The sequence below is a fragment of the Pseudomonas sp. B21-010 genome (assembly GCF_024749325.1).
Lineage (GTDB): Bacteria > Pseudomonadota > Gammaproteobacteria > Pseudomonadales > Pseudomonadaceae > Aquipseudomonas > Aquipseudomonas kilonensis.
In genome coordinates this window covers 5,412,912-5,430,000 of the sequence record NZ_CP087198.1, presented here as the reverse complement: position 1 = coordinate 5,430,000, position 17,089 = coordinate 5,412,912, and the positions used below count along the sequence as shown (strand labels likewise).

Annotated in this window: 14 protein-coding genes and 2 rRNA genes (1 of these 16 running past the window's edge); 9 read left to right on the top strand and 7 right to left on the bottom strand. The window is 60.1% G+C overall.

The features are described from left to right. From LOY50_RS24175 to LOY50_RS24155, 5 genes are all read left to right on the top strand, one after another. Window positions 1-1,781: ribosomal RNA gene (locus LOY50_RS24175) — 23S ribosomal RNA — on the top strand; it begins 1,111 nt to the left of the window's first position. Window positions 1,782-1,936: 155 nt separating this feature from the next. Beyond that, a 5S ribosomal RNA gene (gene rrf / locus LOY50_RS24170) occupies window positions 1,937-2,052 on the top strand. A 148-nt stretch (window positions 2,053-2,200) separates the two neighbouring features. Then, the gene (locus tag LOY50_RS24165) at window positions 2,201-2,860 is read left to right on the top strand and encodes a paraquat-inducible protein A (protein ID WP_253478277.1); all 660 of its coding nucleotides are present in this window, start codon (window positions 2,201-2,203) and stop codon (window positions 2,858-2,860) included. Next, window positions 2,847-3,470, top strand: coding sequence for a paraquat-inducible protein A (locus LOY50_RS24160; RefSeq protein WP_253478274.1), 624 nt, complete (start codon window positions 2,847-2,849; stop codon window positions 3,468-3,470). Before LOY50_RS24165 ends, LOY50_RS24160 begins: the two co-directional genes overlap by 14 nt. Then, the gene (locus LOY50_RS24155; RefSeq protein WP_258689378.1) at window positions 3,463-5,766 is read left to right on the top strand and encodes a PqiB family protein; all 2,304 of its coding nucleotides are present in this window, start codon (window positions 3,463-3,465) and stop codon (window positions 5,764-5,766) included. The genes LOY50_RS24160 and LOY50_RS24155 overlap by 8 nt, the downstream gene beginning before the upstream one ends. A 241-nt stretch (window positions 5,767-6,007) precedes the next feature. Here the strand turns inward: LOY50_RS24155 and mksF are convergent, their stop codons facing one another. Genes mksF through mksB form a run of 3 tightly spaced genes read right to left on the bottom strand, consistent with a single transcriptional unit; the run spans window position 6,008 to window position 10,816 of the window. Further along, a complete protein-coding gene (gene mksF, locus LOY50_RS24150; RefSeq protein WP_258689376.1) occupies window positions 6,008-8,848 on the bottom strand; it encodes an Mks condensin complex protein MksF in 2,841 nt (946 codons plus the stop codon). Beyond that, window positions 8,845-9,546 carry an Mks condensin complex protein MksE gene (mksE, locus tag LOY50_RS24145; RefSeq protein WP_024618905.1) on the bottom strand — a complete coding sequence of 234 codons (702 nt, stop codon included), beginning with the start codon at window positions 9,544-9,546 and terminating at the stop codon, window positions 8,845-8,847. The genes mksF and mksE overlap by 4 nt, the downstream gene beginning before the upstream one ends. Beyond that, on the bottom strand, window positions 9,536-10,816 hold the full coding sequence (gene mksB, locus LOY50_RS24140; protein WP_063325220.1) for an Mks condensin complex protein MksB: 1,281 nt from the start codon (window positions 10,814-10,816) through the stop codon (window positions 9,536-9,538). Before mksB ends, mksE begins: the two co-directional genes overlap by 11 nt. A 181-nt stretch (window positions 10,817-10,997) precedes the next feature. On the opposite strand from mksB, the gene LOY50_RS24135 reads away from it, so the two are divergent. Beyond that, entirely contained in the window at window positions 10,998-11,777 is a 780-nt protein-coding gene (locus tag LOY50_RS24135; protein WP_018604593.1) for a hypothetical protein, read from the top strand. Then, entirely contained in the window at window positions 11,770-12,222 is a 453-nt protein-coding gene (rimI, locus tag LOY50_RS24130; RefSeq protein WP_214512436.1) for a ribosomal protein S18-alanine N-acetyltransferase, read from the top strand. The genes LOY50_RS24135 and rimI overlap by 8 nt, the downstream gene beginning before the upstream one ends. Window positions 12,223-12,409: 187 nt before the next feature. On the opposite strand, the gene LOY50_RS24125 is transcribed toward rimI, so the two are convergent. Continuing rightward, entirely contained in the window at window positions 12,410-12,814 is a 405-nt protein-coding gene (locus LOY50_RS24125; RefSeq protein ID WP_058546017.1) for a hypothetical protein, read from the bottom strand. Between LOY50_RS24125 and LOY50_RS24120 the strand changes: the two genes are divergently transcribed. Together LOY50_RS24120 and can are read left to right on the top strand one after the other, a co-directional pair. Continuing rightward, the gene (locus LOY50_RS24120) at window positions 12,813-12,941 is read left to right on the top strand and encodes a hypothetical protein (RefSeq protein ID WP_258689375.1); all 129 of its coding nucleotides are present in this window, start codon (window positions 12,813-12,815) and stop codon (window positions 12,939-12,941) included. The two genes, LOY50_RS24125 and LOY50_RS24120, sit on opposite strands and share 2 nt — an antisense overlap. A 5-nt stretch (window positions 12,942-12,946) precedes the next feature. Continuing rightward, complete coding sequence (gene can, locus LOY50_RS24115) at window positions 12,947-13,591, top strand: carbonate dehydratase (protein WP_058546018.1); 645 nt, start codon at window positions 12,947-12,949, stop codon at window positions 13,589-13,591. Window positions 13,592-13,601: 10 nt separating this feature from the next. On the opposite strand, the gene LOY50_RS24110 is transcribed toward can, so the two are convergent. The 3 genes from LOY50_RS24110 to LOY50_RS24100 form a co-directional block, all read right to left on the bottom strand. Continuing rightward, the gene (locus tag LOY50_RS24110) at window positions 13,602-14,129 is read right to left on the bottom strand and encodes a lysine methyltransferase (protein ID WP_253478211.1); all 528 of its coding nucleotides are present in this window, start codon (window positions 14,127-14,129) and stop codon (window positions 13,602-13,604) included. Between the two features lie 179 nt (window positions 14,130-14,308). Next, window positions 14,309-15,469: a hypothetical protein gene (locus LOY50_RS24105; protein WP_258689374.1), complete on the bottom strand. Its 1,161-nt coding sequence runs from the start codon at window positions 15,467-15,469 to the stop codon at window positions 14,309-14,311. Window positions 15,470-15,581: 112 nt separating this feature from the next. After that, window positions 15,582-17,000, bottom strand: coding sequence for a short-chain fatty acid transporter (locus LOY50_RS24100; RefSeq protein ID WP_258691271.1), 1,419 nt, complete (start codon window positions 16,998-17,000; stop codon window positions 15,582-15,584). Window positions 17,001-17,089: the final 89 nt, after the last annotated feature.

Below are 17,089 nucleotides of genomic sequence, written 5' to 3'. Positions count from 1 at the left end.
CGCGGAAGATGTAACGGGGCTCAAACCATACACCGAAGCTACGGGTATCACGTAAGTGATGCGGTAGAGGAGCGTTCTGTAAGCCTGTGAAGGTGAGTTGAGAAGCTTGCTGGAGGTATCAGAAGTGCGAATGCTGACATGAGTAACGACAATGGGTGTGAAAAACACCCACGCCGAAAGACCAAGGTTTCCTGCGCAACGTTAATCGACGCAGGGTTAGTCGGTCCCTAAGGCGAGGCTGAAAAGCGTAGTCGATGGAAAACAGGTTAATATTCCTGTACTTCTGGTTATTGCGATGGAGGGACGGAGAAGGCTAGGCCAGCTTGGCGTTGGTTGTCCAAGTTTAAGGTGGTAGGCTGGAATCTTAGGTAAATCCGGGATTCTAAGGCCGAGAGCTGATGACGAGTTACCCTTTGGGTGACGAAGTGGTTGATGCCATGCTTCCAAGAAAAGCTTCTAAGCTTCAGGTAACCAGGAACCGTACCCCAAACCGACACAGGTGGTTGGGTAGAGAATACCAAGGCGCTTGAGAGAACTCGGGTGAAGGAACTAGGCAAAATGGCACCGTAACTTCGGGAGAAGGTGCGCCGGTGAGGGTGAAGCACTTGCTGCGTAAGCCCACGCCGGTCGAAGATACCAGGCCGCTGCGACTGTTTATTAAAAACACAGCACTCTGCAAACACGAAAGTGGACGTATAGGGTGTGACGCCTGCCCGGTGCCGGAAGGTTAATTGATGGGGTTAGCTAACGCGAAGCTCTTGATCGAAGCCCCGGTAAACGGCGGCCGTAACTATAACGGTCCTAAGGTAGCGAAATTCCTTGTCGGGTAAGTTCCGACCTGCACGAATGGCGTAACGATGGCGGCGCTGTCTCCACCCGAGACTCAGTGAAATTGAAATCGCTGTGAAGATGCAGTGTATCCGCGGCTAGACGGAAAGACCCCGTGAACCTTTACTATAGCTTTGCACTGGACTTTGAATTTGCTTGTGTAGGATAGGTGGGAGGCTTTGAAGCGTGGACGCCAGTTCGCGTGGAGCCATCCTTGAAATACCACCCTGGCAACTTTGAGGTTCTAACTCAGGTCCGTTATCCGGATCGAGGACAGTGTATGGTGGGTAGTTTGACTGGGGCGGTCTCCTCCTAAAGAGTAACGGAGGAGTACGAAGGTGCGCTCAGACCGGTCGGAAATCGGTCGTAGAGTATAAAGGCAAAAGCGCGCTTGACTGCGAGACAGACACGTCGAGCAGGTACGAAAGTAGGTCTTAGTGATCCGGTGGTTCTGTATGGAAGGGCCATCGCTCAACGGATAAAAGGTACTCCGGGGATAACAGGCTGATACCGCCCAAGAGTTCATATCGACGGCGGTGTTTGGCACCTCGATGTCGGCTCATCACATCCTGGGGCTGAAGCCGGTCCCAAGGGTATGGCTGTTCGCCATTTAAAGTGGTACGCGAGCTGGGTTTAGAACGTCGTGAGACAGTTCGGTCCCTATCTGCCGTGGACGTTTGAGATTTGAGAGGGGCTGCTCCTAGTACGAGAGGACCGGAGTGGACGAACCTCTGGTGTTCCGGTTGTCACGCCAGTGGCATTGCCGGGTAGCTATGTTCGGAAAAGATAACCGCTGAAAGCATCTAAGCGGGAAACTTGCCTCAAGATGAGATCTCACTGGGACCTTGAGTCCCCTGAAGGGCCGTCGAAGACTACGACGTTGATAGGCAGGGTGTGTAAGCGCTGTGAGGCGTTGAGCTAACCTGTACTAATTGCCCGTGAGGCTTGACCATATAACACCCAAGCAATTTGTGAACTCGAAAGAGGCCAGATTGCGGTGTGTGAAGACGAAACGAACCGAAAGTTCGAATCTCACAAAACACCAACGCTATCACATACCCAATTTGCTGAAGCGAGGCCAACTGGCCGCGACTCAGTACCCGAATTTCTTGACGACCATAGAGCATTGGAACCACCTGATCCCATCCCGAACTCAGCAGTGAAACGATGCATCGCCGATGGTAGTGTGGGGTTTCCCCATGTGAGAGTAGGTCATCGTCAAGATTAAATTCCGAAACCCCTATCTGCTGATGCAGGTAGGGGTTTTGTTTTTATCCCCAGGAAAGTCTGCGAAAGCTCGTGATAAATTTGCACAGTTATTTCCGAGCCGGAGCACTAGAATAGCCCCACCTTAGCTGAGCCAGAGCTGTTTATGCCCGATCCGTCAGACATTGATAGGTTGTCAGATCTGCCCCTGAGCGATCTGGTGGCGTGTCATGAGTGCGACCTGTTGATGCGCAAGCCTCAGCTGGCCCATGGTGAAAAAGCCGAGTGCCCCCGTTGTGGCTATGAGCTCTATGCTCACCGGTACAATGTAGTTGAACGCAGTCTTGCCTTGGTTATCGCGGCCCTGCTGTTATATGTGCCGGCCAACTTCTTACCCATCATGGAACTCAATCTGCTCGGGCAGTCCTCCCAGGACACCGTTTGGAGTGGGGTGGTCGGCCTGTTTGATACCGGCATGCAAGGTATCGCGGCAGTGGTGTTCCTATGCAGCATGGGCATTCCACTACTCAAGTTGCTCTGCCAGTTGGTGGTGCTGTTGTCCATTCGCTTGGACTTTGGCCGTAGTTACGGTTTGTTGCTGTATCGCATTTATCACCATCTACGAGACTGGGGAATGCTTGAGGTCTACCTCATGGGCGTGCTGGTGGCCATCGTCAAGTTGGCAGACATGGCGGCCATGACCATAGGCCTTGGCCTGGTGTGCTTCATCAGTTTGTTGCTGGTCCAGGTCTGGCTGGAGGTGGTGATGTCACCCCATCAGATCTGGCAGGCGTTATCAGGAGAAGATGCCCATGCGGGCGATTGATGCAGGGATTCTGATCTGTACGGAGTGCCACGAGTTGAATCGGCAGGATGCTGAGGCCGACAACCAAACCTGTACTCGCTGCGGTGCGCTGGTTCATCCCCGTCGCCCGAACAGCTTGATGCGGACCTGGGCATTGTTGATCACGGCCGCGATTCTTTATATTCCGGCCAACATGTTGCCGATCATGACTATCAACTCGCTGGGCAAGGGCGCCCCGAGCACCATCATGGCTGGCGTCATCGAGCTGGTTCAACACGGCATGATTCCTATTGCCGCCGTGGTGTTCATCGCCAGCATCGTTGTACCCACTTTCAAACTGGTGGGCATCGCCTTGTTGTTGTTTTCCGTTCAGCGGCATCAGCCTATGTCGGCGCAGCAACGCATCCTTATGTACCGTTTCATCGAGTTCATTGGTCGCTGGTCGATGCTGGATATTTTCGTGATCGCCATTTTGGTGGCCGTGGTGAATTTCGGACGGCTCGCCAGTGTCGAAGCCGGTCTCGGCGCGATCGCTTTCGCCAGCGTAGTGATTTTGACAATGATTGCCGCAGTAACCTTCGATCCCCGACTGATTTGGGATAACACGGAGTCGGATGACGACCATGACTGATTTGCCTACCGCTAAAACTCGACCGGCTTCGAACTGGTCGGCCATCTGGGTCCTGCCGTTGATTGCCTTGATCATCGGCGGCTGGCTCGGCTGGCGGGCTTATAACGAGACCGGAATCGAGATCAATGTGCGCTTTGAGAGCGGCGAAGGCATCCAGGTCAACAAAACCGAAGTCGTCTACAAAGGGATGACGGTCGGCAAAGTGACGGCCCTTACCCTCGATGACGAAGGCAGCTCCAAGGGAGTGGTCGCGACCATCGAGATGAACAAGGACGTCGAGCAATACCTCAAGACCGGAACACGTTTCTGGCTGGTCAAGCCGAGCGTGAGCCTGGCCGGGATCACGGGTCTGGAAACCCTGGTATCGGGTAACTATGTGGCTATCAGCCCAGGAGAAGGGGAGTCGACCCGTAAATTCAAGGCCCTGGCCGAAGAGCCGCCGCTGTCGGACGCCAAGCCGGGTTTGCACCTGACCCTCAAGGCTGATCGGTTGGGGTCGCTGAACCGTGGCAGCCCGGTGTTCTACAAACAGATCCAGGTCGGTCAGGTGAAGAGCTACCTGCTGTCCGAGGATCAGAGCAAGGTCGAAATCAAAATCTTCATCGAGCCGACCTATGCCAACCTGGTGCGCAAACACACGCGTTTCTGGAACGCCAGTGGCATCAGCATCGATGCCAACCTCTCGGGCGTCAAAGTGCGCAGCGAGTCCCTGGCCAGCATCGTGGCCGGAGGGATTGCCTTCGCCACGCCGGAAAGCCGCCAGGATAGCCCGCCGACGGACCCAAGCCTGCCGTTCCGTCTTTACGAAGACTTTGACGCCGCCGCGGCGGGCATTCGAGTGAAGGTCAAGCTCAGTGATTTCGAAGGGTTGCAGGCCGGTCGTACGCCGGTCATGTACAAAGGTATCCAGGTCGGCAGCCTGAAGAATCTCAAGGTCGATCCGGACCTGGCCAGCGCCACGGCTGAATTGACCCTGGACCCCTTGGCCGAAGATTACCTGGTAACCGGCACGCAGTTCTGGGTCGTCAAGCCATCGATCTCGCTGGCGGGTATTACCGGCCTGGAAGCGTTGGTCAAGGGCAACTACATTGCCGTGCGACCGGGTGACAAGGGCGGCGCGCCGCAACGCGAGTTCGAAGCCCGGGCAAAAGCTCCACCGCTGGACTTGCGTTCCCCGGGGCTGCACTTGGTCCTGCTGACCGAAAACCTCGGATCGCTGGAGGTCGGCAGTCCGATTCTCTACAAGCAGGTCAAGGTCGGGTCGGTGCAGAGCTATCAGTTCTCCCGCAAGAAGAAGCAGCTGATCATTGGTGTGCACATCGAGAAAGAATACGAAGGGCTGGTCAACGGCTCGACACGTTTCTGGAACGCCAGTGGCATCACCCTTACGGGCGGTTTGACGGGCGGGATCCAGGTCAAGAGCGAGTCCCTGCAAAGCCTGATGGCCGGCGGGATTGCCTTCGAAACTCCGGAACCGAATGTGCCGCTGAAAAGACGTATTCCACGTTTCCGCCTGTTCGCCGATCACGAAGCCGCACAACAGCGCGGCACTGAGATCACGATCAAGGTCGATCGCGCCGATGGTTTGCGCAGTGGTACGCCGATCCGGTTCAAAGGGTTGGATGTGGGCAAGATCGAGGATGTTGATCTCAGCGCCGATATGCAATCGGTGCTACTCACGGCGCGTATCACCGAAGTGCCCGAGCGCATCGCCCGGGTCGGGTCCCAATTCTGGGTGGTCAAGCCGGAGTTGGGGTTGATGAAGACCTCCAACCTGGAAACGCTGGTAACCGGCCAATACATTGAGGTGCAGCCTTCGGCGAAAAACCTCGGGCCGCAGAAAAGCTTCGTGGCCCTGGCCAACCCACCGGAAAGCGCTGTGCCCGAAGCGGGATTGAGCCTGGTGCTGAGCGCGGCCCGCCGTGGTTCGTTGAAGATCGGCGTACCGGTGACCTACCGCGAGATTACGGTGGGCAAGGTCACTGGTTATGAACTGGGCCAGACCGCGGACCGGGTGCTGATCCATATCCTGATCGAGTCCAAGTATGCGCCGCTGGTGCGCAGTGGCACACGTTTCTGGAATAGCAGTGGCTTCGGTCTGGACTTCGGTCTGTTCAAGGGCGCGACGGTGCGCACCGAGTCGCTTGAAACGCTTATCCAGGGCGGCATTGCGTTTGCAACGCCGGATGGCGAACGAATGGGCAATCCGGCTCGACCGGAGCAGACTTTCCCGCTGTTCGACAAGTTTGAAGATGAATGGCTGACCTGGGCGCCGAAGATCAGTCTCGGTAAGTAAGGTTATTGGATGTAGCAGTTGTGGCGAGGGAGCTTGCTCCCGCAGGGCTCTGTAGGAGCTGGCGAAGGCTCGGGCCGCGTTCGGACGATCTTTTGATCTTGATCTTTCGCTCTGGACTCAATGGGCAGTGGAAAGATCGCAGCCTCGTTGTACTCGACAGCTCCTACGGACTCAAAACCAGCGCAATAAAAAAGGCCGCGATCCAATGGATCGCGGCCTTTTTCATGTCCGGCTATTCACCTCACACCGGATCCAGCTCCGGCTCGTCGGCCTGGACATTCACCGTGGCCTTCACTGCATCGTGACGACGGATGTACTTCCAGTCCGCTTCGTCGATGTAGATACCGTTCGGCCCGCTGCCGCCTTCCAGGTCGATGGCGACACTGGCGCAGACTTGCGGCTTCACACTGGCCAGGATCGGCACGAAGCCCAGTTGCAGGCTGGTTTCCAGCAGTGCGGCCTGGTTTTTCTCGTCGATGTCCGCGGCTTCGTCCAGGTAGTACGGCAGGCGCACGCGGCCGGCCTGTTCGCGGTCCATCAGGTGCAGCAACAAGTACATGTTGGTCAGCGCCTTGATGGTCATGGTGGTGCCGTTGGACGCCGCGCCGTCGATGTCGGTGTGGATCACTGGCTGGCCGTTGACCTTGGTGATCTCGAACGCCAGTTCGAAGAGGTCCTTGAGGCCGAGCTGGTTGTGGTTCGCCGCCACCAGCCGCGCCAGGTATTCCTTGGCTTCTTCGTTCTTGTTGTCCTGCTCGGCGCTCTGGCTGAGGTCGAACACCGACAGAGTCTCGCCTTCCTCGTACTGGCCGGCGCTGTGGATGATCTGGTCGATGTGCTTGAGCGCTTCCTTGTTCGGCGCCAGGACGATCCGGAAGCTCTGCAGGTTGGACACCTGACGCTTGTTGATCTCGCGGTTGAACAGCGCCAGTTGGTGCTCGAGGCTGTCGTAGTCGCTGCGGATGTTGCGCAGGGTCCGGGCGATGTCGGTCACAGCCGCACGGCGCGCCTTGCCCAGGGTCAGGGCTTCGTCGGTGCGGTGGGCATAGGCGTTGATCAGCAGTTGCAGGCGTCGCTCCATGTCGTCTTCGCTGTCGAACTTGGCCACGCCCTTGAGGCGCACCTGGGCATACAGCGCTTCGATCTGGCCGTCGGCCCGCAGCAGCCCTTGCCAGCTGTCCTGGTAGTCATTGAGCAGCGGCAGCAGGTTGTCCATGGAGTCGTCGACCGGGTCCATGAACGGCGTGCCGAAGGGCAGGTCCGCCGGCAGCAATTGACGACGGCGCAGGGCGTCGTCGAGGGTGCGTTGCTTGGCTTCCATGTCGGCGATCTGCCGGCCCACCAACTGCAACTTGGCGGACAACTGCTGGACGCGTTCGGTGAAGGCATCGCTGGAGCGCTTGAGTTCGTCCTGGGCGGCTTCCATCTGCGCCAATTGCTCGAGCTTCTCGCCTTCTTCGGCACTCAGGGTCTGGCTGCGACGGAAGTCTTCCAGGGCTTTCTGCGCATCCAGGACCTGCTGGTACAGCGCCTCGGTCTGGGTCTTGCTCGCGGCGCGGTCGGCGGCCACGGCTTGCTGGGTCTTGAGCTGCTTGAGTTCTTTTTCCAGGCGTTCTTTCTGGTCGCGCAACGCGGCACGGTCGGCCAGGGCTTGCAGGGCAGGCGGCTCGATGTGGGACAGGTCGATGGACAGGCCCGGCACTTCGAAACGCTCGCCCTTGAAGCCGTCGAGGATCAGTTCCATGGATTTGACCCACTCGCCATTCTCGTCCAGCGCGATGCCGTGTTCGCCCAGTGGCAGGCTGAACAGGGCGCTGTTGAACAGGCGCATCAGGCGTTCGACGTCCTGCTGCGAGAACTCTTCCCGCAGGCGGGCGTAGCTGTTGTTGTCGGCGTGATCGAGTTGCAGCTTGACCGACTTCAGGCGTTTTTCCAGGTCCCGCAGGCGCTCTTCCAAGTCCTCGGCGCTGAACTGCCGGGACTGGGCCAGGGCACCGGCCAGTTCGTCGTGGGCGTCCTTGGCGGCGAGCAGTTGTTGCTCCAGGACCTTGACGTCATCCACCAGGGCAAACCGATGCTTGAGCACCGACAGTTCGCCGAGCCAACGCTGGATGCCGCTGATTTCCCGTTCCAGGCGCATCAGCTCCTGAGTGCCGCCGCGCTGGTCGTTCTGCAGCGAATCCTGTTCGTTGCGGTAGTGTTCGGCCTGGATGGTCAGCTCTTCCTTGCGCGCACTGGCGTAGTCCGACCAGGTGCCGAGCAACGAATCGAGCAATGGCGACAGGCGATGCAATTTGCCGCGCAGGATATCGCGCTGCTTCACGCCATTGGCCAGGGCTTCCACCAGCGGACCGGCCGCCACCAGGGAGTTGTAGTCCTGCTCCATGCGGCGTACGTCGCGGAAGGCTTCTTCGCACGCGGCGATGTAGTCCACGCTACCGGAGCGCAGGCTGTGCTCGAACGCGTCGAGGAACAGTTGCTTGAGCTTGGCTGCGGTGATTTCGCGCATGTGCAGCAGGTTGATAAACAGTGCGCGGAAGGTCTTGAGGCTTTGTTCGCTGGTGGAGCGCAGCGGGATCAGCGTCAGGTCCAGCGGGATCGAGGTGTGGCCACCCACCAGCAGGCGTCGCAGTTCATCCGGCTTGAGTTCGTAGGCTTTCAGGCCTTCGCGCTCCAGGTTGGTGAACAGCTCTTTCTGACGCAGGCAGGTGTCATTTTTCTGATAGTGGGCCAGGTCCAGTTTGCCGGCGTAGGCAAAGAACTGGTGACCGAAACCGCCACCAGGGCCGCGACCGACCACGCCAATCACGTGCGGGCCGTGGGGCAGGGCGACTTCCACCAGGATGTAGCTGGTGTCCGAGGCAAAGTAGAAGCGCCGGGATTGCTCCAGGCTGTACTTGCCGAAGCTCATGTCCGACATGCGCGCCAGGATCGGGAACTGCAAGGCGTTGATCGAGGCGGATTTACCGAGGTTGTTCGCGCCGTACACCGACAGCGGTTCTTCCAGCGGGAACAGACCGAGGCTGTAGCCGGCGGTGTTCAAAAGGGCAAAGCGGCGGATGCCGTAGCGTTCCTTGCTCATGCGTCGGTCTCCTGTTCTTCGGCAATGGCGCGGGCCAGTGCGTCTTCTTCGCTCTCGGCATCAAAGGGGCTGAGGTCCAGCGGATCGTCGGTCTGCAGCAGCTTCTCGTCGCTGTCTTCGTCGATTAGCACCGGCACTGGCAACGGCAACACGCTGTGCAGGCTGGCGGCCAGGTCGCGGTCCTGCTGGACCGACAGGCACACGTCGAGGAAGCGATGCATCGGCGGCAGGAAGCGGTACACACCGTTTTCTTCGTTGGCGAAACCCAGTTGGGTCATGCGCCGCATGATTTTTTCTTCCAGCTCTTCCTGGGTCTGTACTTCGGCCTGGATGAACAGGTCGCGGTATTTTTCCAGCAACGAAGGCAGCTCATCGCGGCCCAGGCTGCCGCCGTCCAGCACGGCAATCGGGTCGCGACCCTGGTCGGCCAGGTGCTCTACCAGAATGAAGGTGAACAGGGCCAGGCGCTGGGCGGTCTTGTTGACTGCCGCGGCGGCCAGGTCCGGTACGAAGTAATAGAAGCCACGGGTGTCGCACACCAGTTCGAAGCCCAGGGCCTTGAACAGCGTGCGGTACTGGTCCTGGAAGTTCGACAGTTGCGCGTACAGCTCCGGGTCGCGGCGGCTGACGTGGTAACCCTTGAACAGCTCGCGAAAGATCGGCGCCAGCTGGGACAGTTCGGATAGATCAAGATGCATGGGGGATGCTCGCAGAATCCTCGGCGGCGGTGTCGCCGGCCGAGAGCAGGGCGAAGGAGCGCAGGCTGACCTGATGCTCGTGAGTGTGATAGTCGCGGCGTTCCAGACGCTCGCGCTTGAAACGTTTTTCCCGCGACAGGCGCGAGAACCAATACAGCAATTCGTCGGTGGCGCCGTCCGGTTCCTGTTCCAGCAGCCAGGTCATCAGGTCCGGCATCGGCAGGGCGTCTTCGCAGCGCTCGACCATCTCGCGCACGGTGCGTGGCGCACGCGGTGCCTCGCCGCCTTTGTGGGTCTTGTGGGACTTGGGGAAGCGCGCCGGTTTCGGCTCGAAACGGGCCAGCGCATAGACGTAGGCTTCGACCTGGCTGGCGCTGCCCAGGAAGGTGCTTTGCGGCCGGGTGAACAGCGGCATGGCGGCCTGCGGCACGGCATCGATGCCTTTGCGACGAATGGCGGCCAGGGCCAGGGCGGCGCCACGGGTCACGGCGTTGTGACGGCGAGCCTCTTCGCGCAGTGGCAGGAGCAGTTCACGGGCGTGCCGCAAGGTTAGTTGGGCGCTGGTCTGCATCTCAAGGATGCGCGCATGGGTGCGCAGCAGCATATCGTCGTCCACCAGGTGGCCGAGGCGCTGCTGTTCGGTGAGCATGCGCAACAGCACGTTCTCGACCTTGCGCACGCCCTGCTCGAAGGCGCCGTCGGCATTCACCAGTTGGATCATCGGCTCGACGTATTCGTCCCAGGTCGCCAGCACTTCGGCGTAGCGCTGGCGCAGCGGGATCTGCCGGTCGCTGGTCTTGGCCCGTTCGGCCACGGCCACCAGGGCCTGTTCGTCGTTGGCGAGTTTCTTGAGCACATCGCGCACGCGCATGTCCAGCAGGCGCAGTTGGCGGGCCAGGTCGTTGCCGTCGCGAATGTCGAAGGCGTCCTGGATGTAGCCGGCCAGGCGCTCGAGGTGACGCAGGTAGGCTTCGATCTCCAGGCACAGGCCCAGGCGGTGTTCGCGGCGCAGGTAGGCGAGGAAGTCATGGATCTGGGCGTTGAGCTCGAAGCGGTTCGGGCTTTTCGCCACCGGTACGAGAATGTCCAGGCGGATCCACACATCCAGCAGGCTGGTGATGTCCTGGGGCGTGCTGTCCAGTTGTTGGGCGGCCAGCTGTGAACGCAATTCGTTGAGGCTCAGGGTGCCCTGGTCGAAGTGCTCGCACAAAGGTTCCAGCAATGCCCAGTGTTCAGCGAGGGCGCGCAAGACGCGCTTGGGTTCGATCATCGCAATGGCCGTCGGGTTGGCAATTAAAAGCGGCGATTGTACTGCATCGGGCCGCTTGCGATTCACCCCTTGGACGGACTGTCGTTTGCTATCGATCAACTATTGGCTCAACAGGGAAGCGATCCGCGCCGAAGGGCGGTAGAATCCCTCCCACTTTCAGTTATCCACAAGTGGCCGACCCTTGCTTATCGAGTCCCGTCGCCGCGCCTATCTGACCGCCATGCAGGTGGTCAACTGGCTGCCGCGTACCGAATTGCCGTTCGCCGCCCCGTCGCGGCCCGAGCTGCTGGAAACGCCCGAGCCCGAGTACATCGCGCCGGTCGTGACCGCGCCTGTGGCCAAGACGGTCGCCGAGCCGGTGGCGCCCGTGGCCGAGCGGCCGAAAATCGAAGTGCCGCGTCCAAGCCTGGCCTCGACCCGTACCAACGCCAAGCCGGTGGAGGAGGTTGTCGAGGCGCCGCCTAAGGCGCCCTACGTCGCGCCGCCGCGTTTCGCCCTGCAGCTTTTGCGGGCCGGGCGTTGCCTGCTGTTGGTGGAGTTGCCCACGGGTGAGCCGTTTCAAAGCCGCGATCCAGCCTACTTGTTGCTCAAGGACATGCTGCGCGCCGCCGGTCTGCCGGACAGCCCGCAGATCATCGGCGAGCCGGTGCGCTGGCCGCTGTTGTCGCGCGGCACCATGGACCAGGGGCCCGAAGCGGCGCGGGATTTTGTCCAGGGGTTCGTTTCGGCGCGCCTCGAAGACGAGCCCTGTGTGTGCCTGTGGCTGATCGGCCTGCCGGCGGTGAAGTTTGCCGGCGAGGCGGATGCCGAGGCGTTCAATCGTGAACTGCAGGTCGAAGGCCTGGGCTCGGCCTGGGCGTTGCCCGGGTTGGAACTGTTAATGGAAACGCCACAGCGCAAGGCTGATGTCTGGCAAGCCATGCGCCGGCTGATGGCGCGTTGGAAAGAATCGAATGAGTGACGCTGTATTGTTCCGCCCGATGACCGAGGCGGACCTCGACGCTGTACTGAAAATCGAATACGCCGCCTACAGCCACCCCTGGACCCGCGGGATATTTCTCGACGGGCTGGGCAAATACCAGATCTGGCTGATGTTCGAAGGCCAGCAGCAAGTGGGCCATGGCGTGGTGCAGATCATCCTGGATGAGGCGCACCTGCTCAATATCACCGTCAAACCGGAAAACCAGGGCCGTGGCCTGGGTTTGCGCCTGTTGGAGCACTTGATGTCGATTGCCTACAAGGCCGAGGCCCGGGAGTGCTTCCTGGAAGTGCGCGACAGCAACCGCACGGCGTTCCGGCTGTATGAGCGCTATGGCTTCAATGAAATTGGCCGGCGCCGGGATTACTACCCGGCAGTGGGCGGGCGTGAGGATGCCGTGGTCATGGCTTGTACCTTGGTGGACTGAAGCGCCGTGACCCCATGTGGGTGCGAGCTTGCTCGCGAAGACGGCGGTACATGCGACATTGATGCAAACTGATCCACCGCTATCGCGAGCAAGCTCGCTCCCACAGGGCTGGGTGGCGTACATTAAATCCTAGGTCATACACAAAACCACTGTGGGAGCGAGCTTGCTCGCGATGGCGATCGTCGGGTCAGCGCTTGCCATCCAGCGGATCGATATCGGCCATTTCCGCCTCGTCCAGCCCATCGCCCCCGCCAATATCATTTTCATCCACCACGCTCAGGTCCCAGTCCGCCTGTTCGTCGTCCCCGGTCTCGTGGGCGTCCCGGGCGCCGTCTTCGCGAATGAGGGTTTCCGGGCTCATGTCGTCGTCGGTCGATTCGTGATCATCCGTCGAAGCCCCGGTCAGCCCGGCTTCTCGGACGCGTTCGCGAGGCATCAGGTGCTCGCGTTCGTTTTCCGGCAGTTCGTCACCGATCTTCGCGCTGGGTTCTTCTTCGTCGAACTCCAGTTCATGCATCGAGCCCATGCGATCCTCATTGTCGTCAATGGGTTCCGGTTGCGTCGCATCGAAGGGACGTCGTGAATCATTCATGGCAATTCCTCATACTGTGGGCCTTACTGGTGTCGACCGGCAGCGCATCCAGGAATTCCAATGCATCGCCGACGTGACCTCGACCGACGGTCGTTTGTCACAGTTGCGCACTCTCAATCGAGGCTAGACAGCATGAACGAATTACAAGATCTGATTGATAACAACGCGCGTTGGGCCGATGCGATCAAGCAGGAAGATCCTGACTTCTTCTCCAAGCTGGCTCGTCAGCAAACCCCGGAATACCTGTGGATCGGCTGTTCCGATGCGCGGGTGCCGGCCAACGAGATCGTCGGCATGCTGCCGGGCGATCTGTTCGTACACCGCAACGTGGCCAACGTGGTGCTGCACACGGACCTCAACTGCCTGTCGGTGATCCAGTACGCAGTGGACGTGCTCAAGGTCAAACACATCCTGGTCACCGGCCATTACGGCTGTGGCGGCGTGCGTGCCTCGATGCAGGACCGGCAACTGGGCCTGATCGACGGCTGGCTGCGCTCGATTCGCGACCTGTACTACGAGCATCGCGAGGCGTTGGGCCAATTGCCGACCGAGGAGGAACGTGTCGACCGCCTGTGCGAGCTGAACGTGATCCAGCAGGTGGCCAACGTCGGCCATACCAGCATCGTGCAGAACGCCTGGCACCGCGGGCAGAAACTGTCTATCCATGGCTGCATCTACGGCATCAAGGACGGACGCTGGAAGAGCCTGGACACCACGATCAGCGGTTTCGAACAGTTGCCGCCGCAGTATCGGCTGCGTCCGGTCGGCGCGCCCTGACGTCGGCTCGTCAGTCGCGATGACACTGACGACGCCAGTGCCGTAGAAATGTCATTCCCTGCTCATTGGGCGGCTCGTCATAGCCGGTAATCCAGCCATGACAGTTGTATGAGCCGCACCGGCAGGCGAACTGTCGATACAGTTTCTGTTCGGTACTGGCGTAGTCCATCGTCAGGGAGTCACCTTCATCGATACGGGCCAGTGACCACAGCCACAGTTCGCTCATGTCGAGGAAGACATTCGGGTTGCAGGAATGCAGCAGCAATCCAGCGAAGCGTGGGTCATACATGTGGACGTCCGGCAGGATCTGCAGCGTGTGCAGGCGCCGTCGGCTCACCAGCAACCCCGACACCCTGCACATCCGCGTCATGGGCGCGAAAGGCTTGCGGGCGATGATGCCGTGGCCGCGCCCGTCGGTCGTCTGGTGCACTTCAAAATCGCGCACAGAAGGGTAGCCCAGGCGGGTGCCGAGTTGTTTTTCCGGGTAGATGCAATCCCGGTGCTGTGAACAGGCGCGATCTGTAATGAACGTGGTCATGACAGTCCTTGTCGGTGCTAAACACTCGACTTTCTGGCGCTGGCGATCCTGCCGGCGGTCGTTGAAAAAACCCTGATAGCTTCGCCCAAGTCGGGTGCGTCATCTACTGTCGACTCTGACAGGTGCCAAAGGCGCTTTCCCGCGTCAGCGCCAGCCTGCGCGGGAAAGCACCTCAAGGTTTAGACCGCCTCGGCTGGCAGCGGCATCGGTACCTTCAGTTGCGGAAGTTGCGACTTGATCGCCGGTGTTTCGCATTGTTTCTCTGCGTCTTCCTCGCTCAGTTTGCGGATCGAGGTGTAGAACAACTCGCAGGTTTTCTCCTTCTGCGTGACCTGCCAGGTCTGCGTGCATTGGTTCAGCAGGGTGTTCGGGTCGGTGCCCGGCTTGCTGCCCATACCGGCCTGCCAGCATGCAGCGCTCAGGTCCTGGCCCATGACTTTCAAACCAGCGGCATCGGCCTTGGCTTCGTCACCGTCGTAGCTGTCCTTGTCGGCGGCGTACCAGATATAGCTCGGATGGTTGGAGCCCAGGACCGGAACCCTGGCCCCGCTGCCGGTTGTGATGGTCGCCAAGCCGAGCACATCCACGGTCTGGCCGTACTGGGTCTTGATCCAGTTCCGAACGGGCGCTCCGAAGGCCACCATCGGCAACGCGGCGCCGCTGGCGGTTTGGGTGACCTGTGTGACCATGGTGGTTTGGTAATCGTTGAAGTAGCTATAGAGTCCCTCCAATGTGCTGCCAGCATTGGACGGCGCTGCGATGGGCGCGATGTCGATGATGGTCTGGTAGGCCGGCGTCTGTTCAACCGCAATGCCGTTGACGGTCAGCAGCGTGGCCCAACGATCGGTGGTCGCCGACTCCAGATAGTCCTGGGCCTGGGTCAGGGAGTAGTCCGGCGGGAAGTGCAGCAACTCGACACTCTTGCGGTTTTCCAGGGCCATGCCCAGCGGCAGGAACAGGTACCAGTTGTAGGACCATTTTTTTTCGCTGTTGAGTTTCGAGGCACCGTTGTACGCCAGGTCCCCGGCGTCAAGCAGGGCCTTGAGCGGTTGGCCATAGCTCTTCGGTACGCCGCTGATGTTGGCATAGACCTTGTCGTTATCGATTTTGACGTGGACCTTGGCCGTGCCGTAGCCGTCGCGCTGCACGCTTTGGGTCAGGTAGTGCTCGACGGTCTGTTCCAGGGTCCAGTCGCGAAAGCAGATGACGTTGCAGTTGTTGGGGTAGGCAAAGAGGCGGGTGACGCGTTCGGTGCTGCCCAGTTGTACGTCAATGTCGGTGGCGTGGGCGGTGGCACTGAAGGCCAGGGCGGCAAAAGAAAGTGCGGCGAGTTTGGACATGCTCAGATCCTTTTCAGCGTGTGGGCCCCTCGAAACAGGGCGCATCCATACTGAAACAGACCGGGCCGAAGAAGAAGTGGGCCGATGGAAATATCGGCCCTTTTTTATGGCTTTATGGCATCACTGGCGGCAAATAACTCAATGTCGTCCCCAGTGCCCATAGCAGCGCCAGCACCAGCGGCGTATGCACCAGCAACTGGACGAAGGAAAAACCGATCAGGTCCCTGGCCTTCAGCCCCAAGACCCCGAGCAACGGCAGCATGTAGAACGGGTTGATAAGGTTCGGCAGCGCTTCGGCGGCGTTATAAATCTGCACCGCCCAACCCAGGTGATAGTTCAGGTCGTTGGCCACCTGCATGACGTAGGGCGCTTCAATGATCCACTTGCCGCCGCCAGAAGGAATGAAGAAGCCCAGGACCGCCGAATAGACGCCCATCAACAAGGCGTAGGTGTCATGGGAGGCAATTTGTACGAAAAAGGTCGAGATGTGGTGGGCCAGGGTCTGGGCATCGCCGCCTTTGACCGTGGTCAGCAGTGCGGCGATCGAGCCGTACAACGGAAACTGGATCAACACGCCGGTGGTGGTCGGCACCGCGCGGGCGACGGCGTCGAGAAAGCTGCGCGGCCGCCAGTGCAGCAAGGCGCCCAGCATGATGAACAGGAAGTTATACGTGTTGAGCCCGGAAATGGCACTGATCGCAGGCTTGGTCGAAAACTCGTGGAACAGCCAGCCGGCTGCCAGCAGCACCAGTGCAATGGTCAGCAGCGGACTGTGCTCCAGCCATTCCCCTGGGCGGGTACGGGGCTGCAACGCCGGCATGCTGAAACTCGGGTCGATGCCACAAGCGGCGGCGTCACGGGCACTGTTCGGCCCGGGAGCGGTGGCGTAGGCGACAATCAACGAGATCACGATCAGCGCCAGCAGCATCACGCCAGACTGCCAGAGGAAAATCGTCTGGGTGAAAGGAATGACGCCAGTAATCGACAGGATCGAGGGCGGCAGGCTGGCCGGGTTGGCTTGCAATTGCGCTGCCGACGAAGACAACCCCAGGGCCCACACTGCGCCCAGGCCCAAGTACGCGGCGGCGCCGGCGGCGCGGTAATCCATCTTCAGGTCGGTGCGCCGGGCGAGGGCGCGCACCAGCAAACCGCCAAACACCAACGACAGGCCCCAGTTGAGCAACGACGCGACCATGGAGATCAGCGCCACCCATGCCACGGCGGAGCGGCCGTTGGTCGGAATCCGTGCCAGGCGGTCAATCAATTTGACGGCCGGTGGCGAGCTGGCGACCACGTATCCGCCGATCACCACGAAGGCCATTTGCATGGTGAACGGGATCAGGCTCCAGAAACCGTCGCCGAACGCCATGGCCGCCGCCGTGGGCGTGGCGCCGATGAATTGTGTCGCCACGGCGACCACCAGCACCGCCAGCGCGGCGAAGACCCAGGAGTCGGGGAACCAGCGCTCGGCGAAACTGGAACAGCGCAAGGCGAAGCGGGCGGAACGGCTGTCTTCGATGTCGGTGGTCACGGCAATTACCTCGTTTTTATGGTTATGGGTATTGATGGCGGCAAAGGCTTCAAAGGTCAGGCGCAACAGTAGAACAATCCAGTGACCAT

Coding starts and splice junctions, on each gene's coding strand:
- LOY50_RS24165 (WP_253478277.1), top strand. CDS start 2,201: ATGCCCGATCCGTCAGACATTGATAGGTTGTCAGATCTGCCCCTGAGC.
- LOY50_RS24125 (WP_058546017.1), bottom strand. CDS start 12,814: ATGAATGATTCACGACGTCCCTTCGATGCGACGCAACCGGAACCCATT.
- LOY50_RS24160 (WP_253478274.1), top strand. CDS start 2,847: ATGCGGGCGATTGATGCAGGGATTCTGATCTGTACGGAGTGCCACGAG.
- LOY50_RS24105 (WP_258689374.1), bottom strand. CDS start 15,469: ATGTCCAAACTCGCCGCACTTTCTTTTGCCGCCCTGGCCTTCAGTGCC.
- LOY50_RS24120 (WP_258689375.1), top strand. CDS start 12,813: ATGGCAATTCCTCATACTGTGGGCCTTACTGGTGTCGACCGGCAGCGC.
- LOY50_RS24155 (WP_258689378.1), top strand. CDS start 3,463: ATGACTGATTTGCCTACCGCTAAAACTCGACCGGCTTCGAACTGGTCG.
- can (WP_058546018.1), top strand. CDS start 12,947: ATGAACGAATTACAAGATCTGATTGATAACAACGCGCGTTGGGCCGAT.
- LOY50_RS24110 (WP_253478211.1), bottom strand. CDS start 14,129: ATGACCACGTTCATTACAGATCGCGCCTGTTCACAGCACCGGGATTGC.
- mksE (WP_024618905.1), bottom strand. CDS start 9,546: ATGCATCTTGATCTATCCGAACTGTCCCAGCTGGCGCCGATCTTTCGC.
- mksF (WP_258689376.1), bottom strand. CDS start 8,848: ATGAGCAAGGAACGCTACGGCATCCGCCGCTTTGCCCTTTTGAACACC.
- rimI (WP_214512436.1), top strand. CDS start 11,770: ATGAGTGACGCTGTATTGTTCCGCCCGATGACCGAGGCGGACCTCGAC.
- mksB (WP_063325220.1), bottom strand. CDS start 10,816: ATGATCGAACCCAAGCGCGTCTTGCGCGCCCTCGCTGAACACTGGGCA.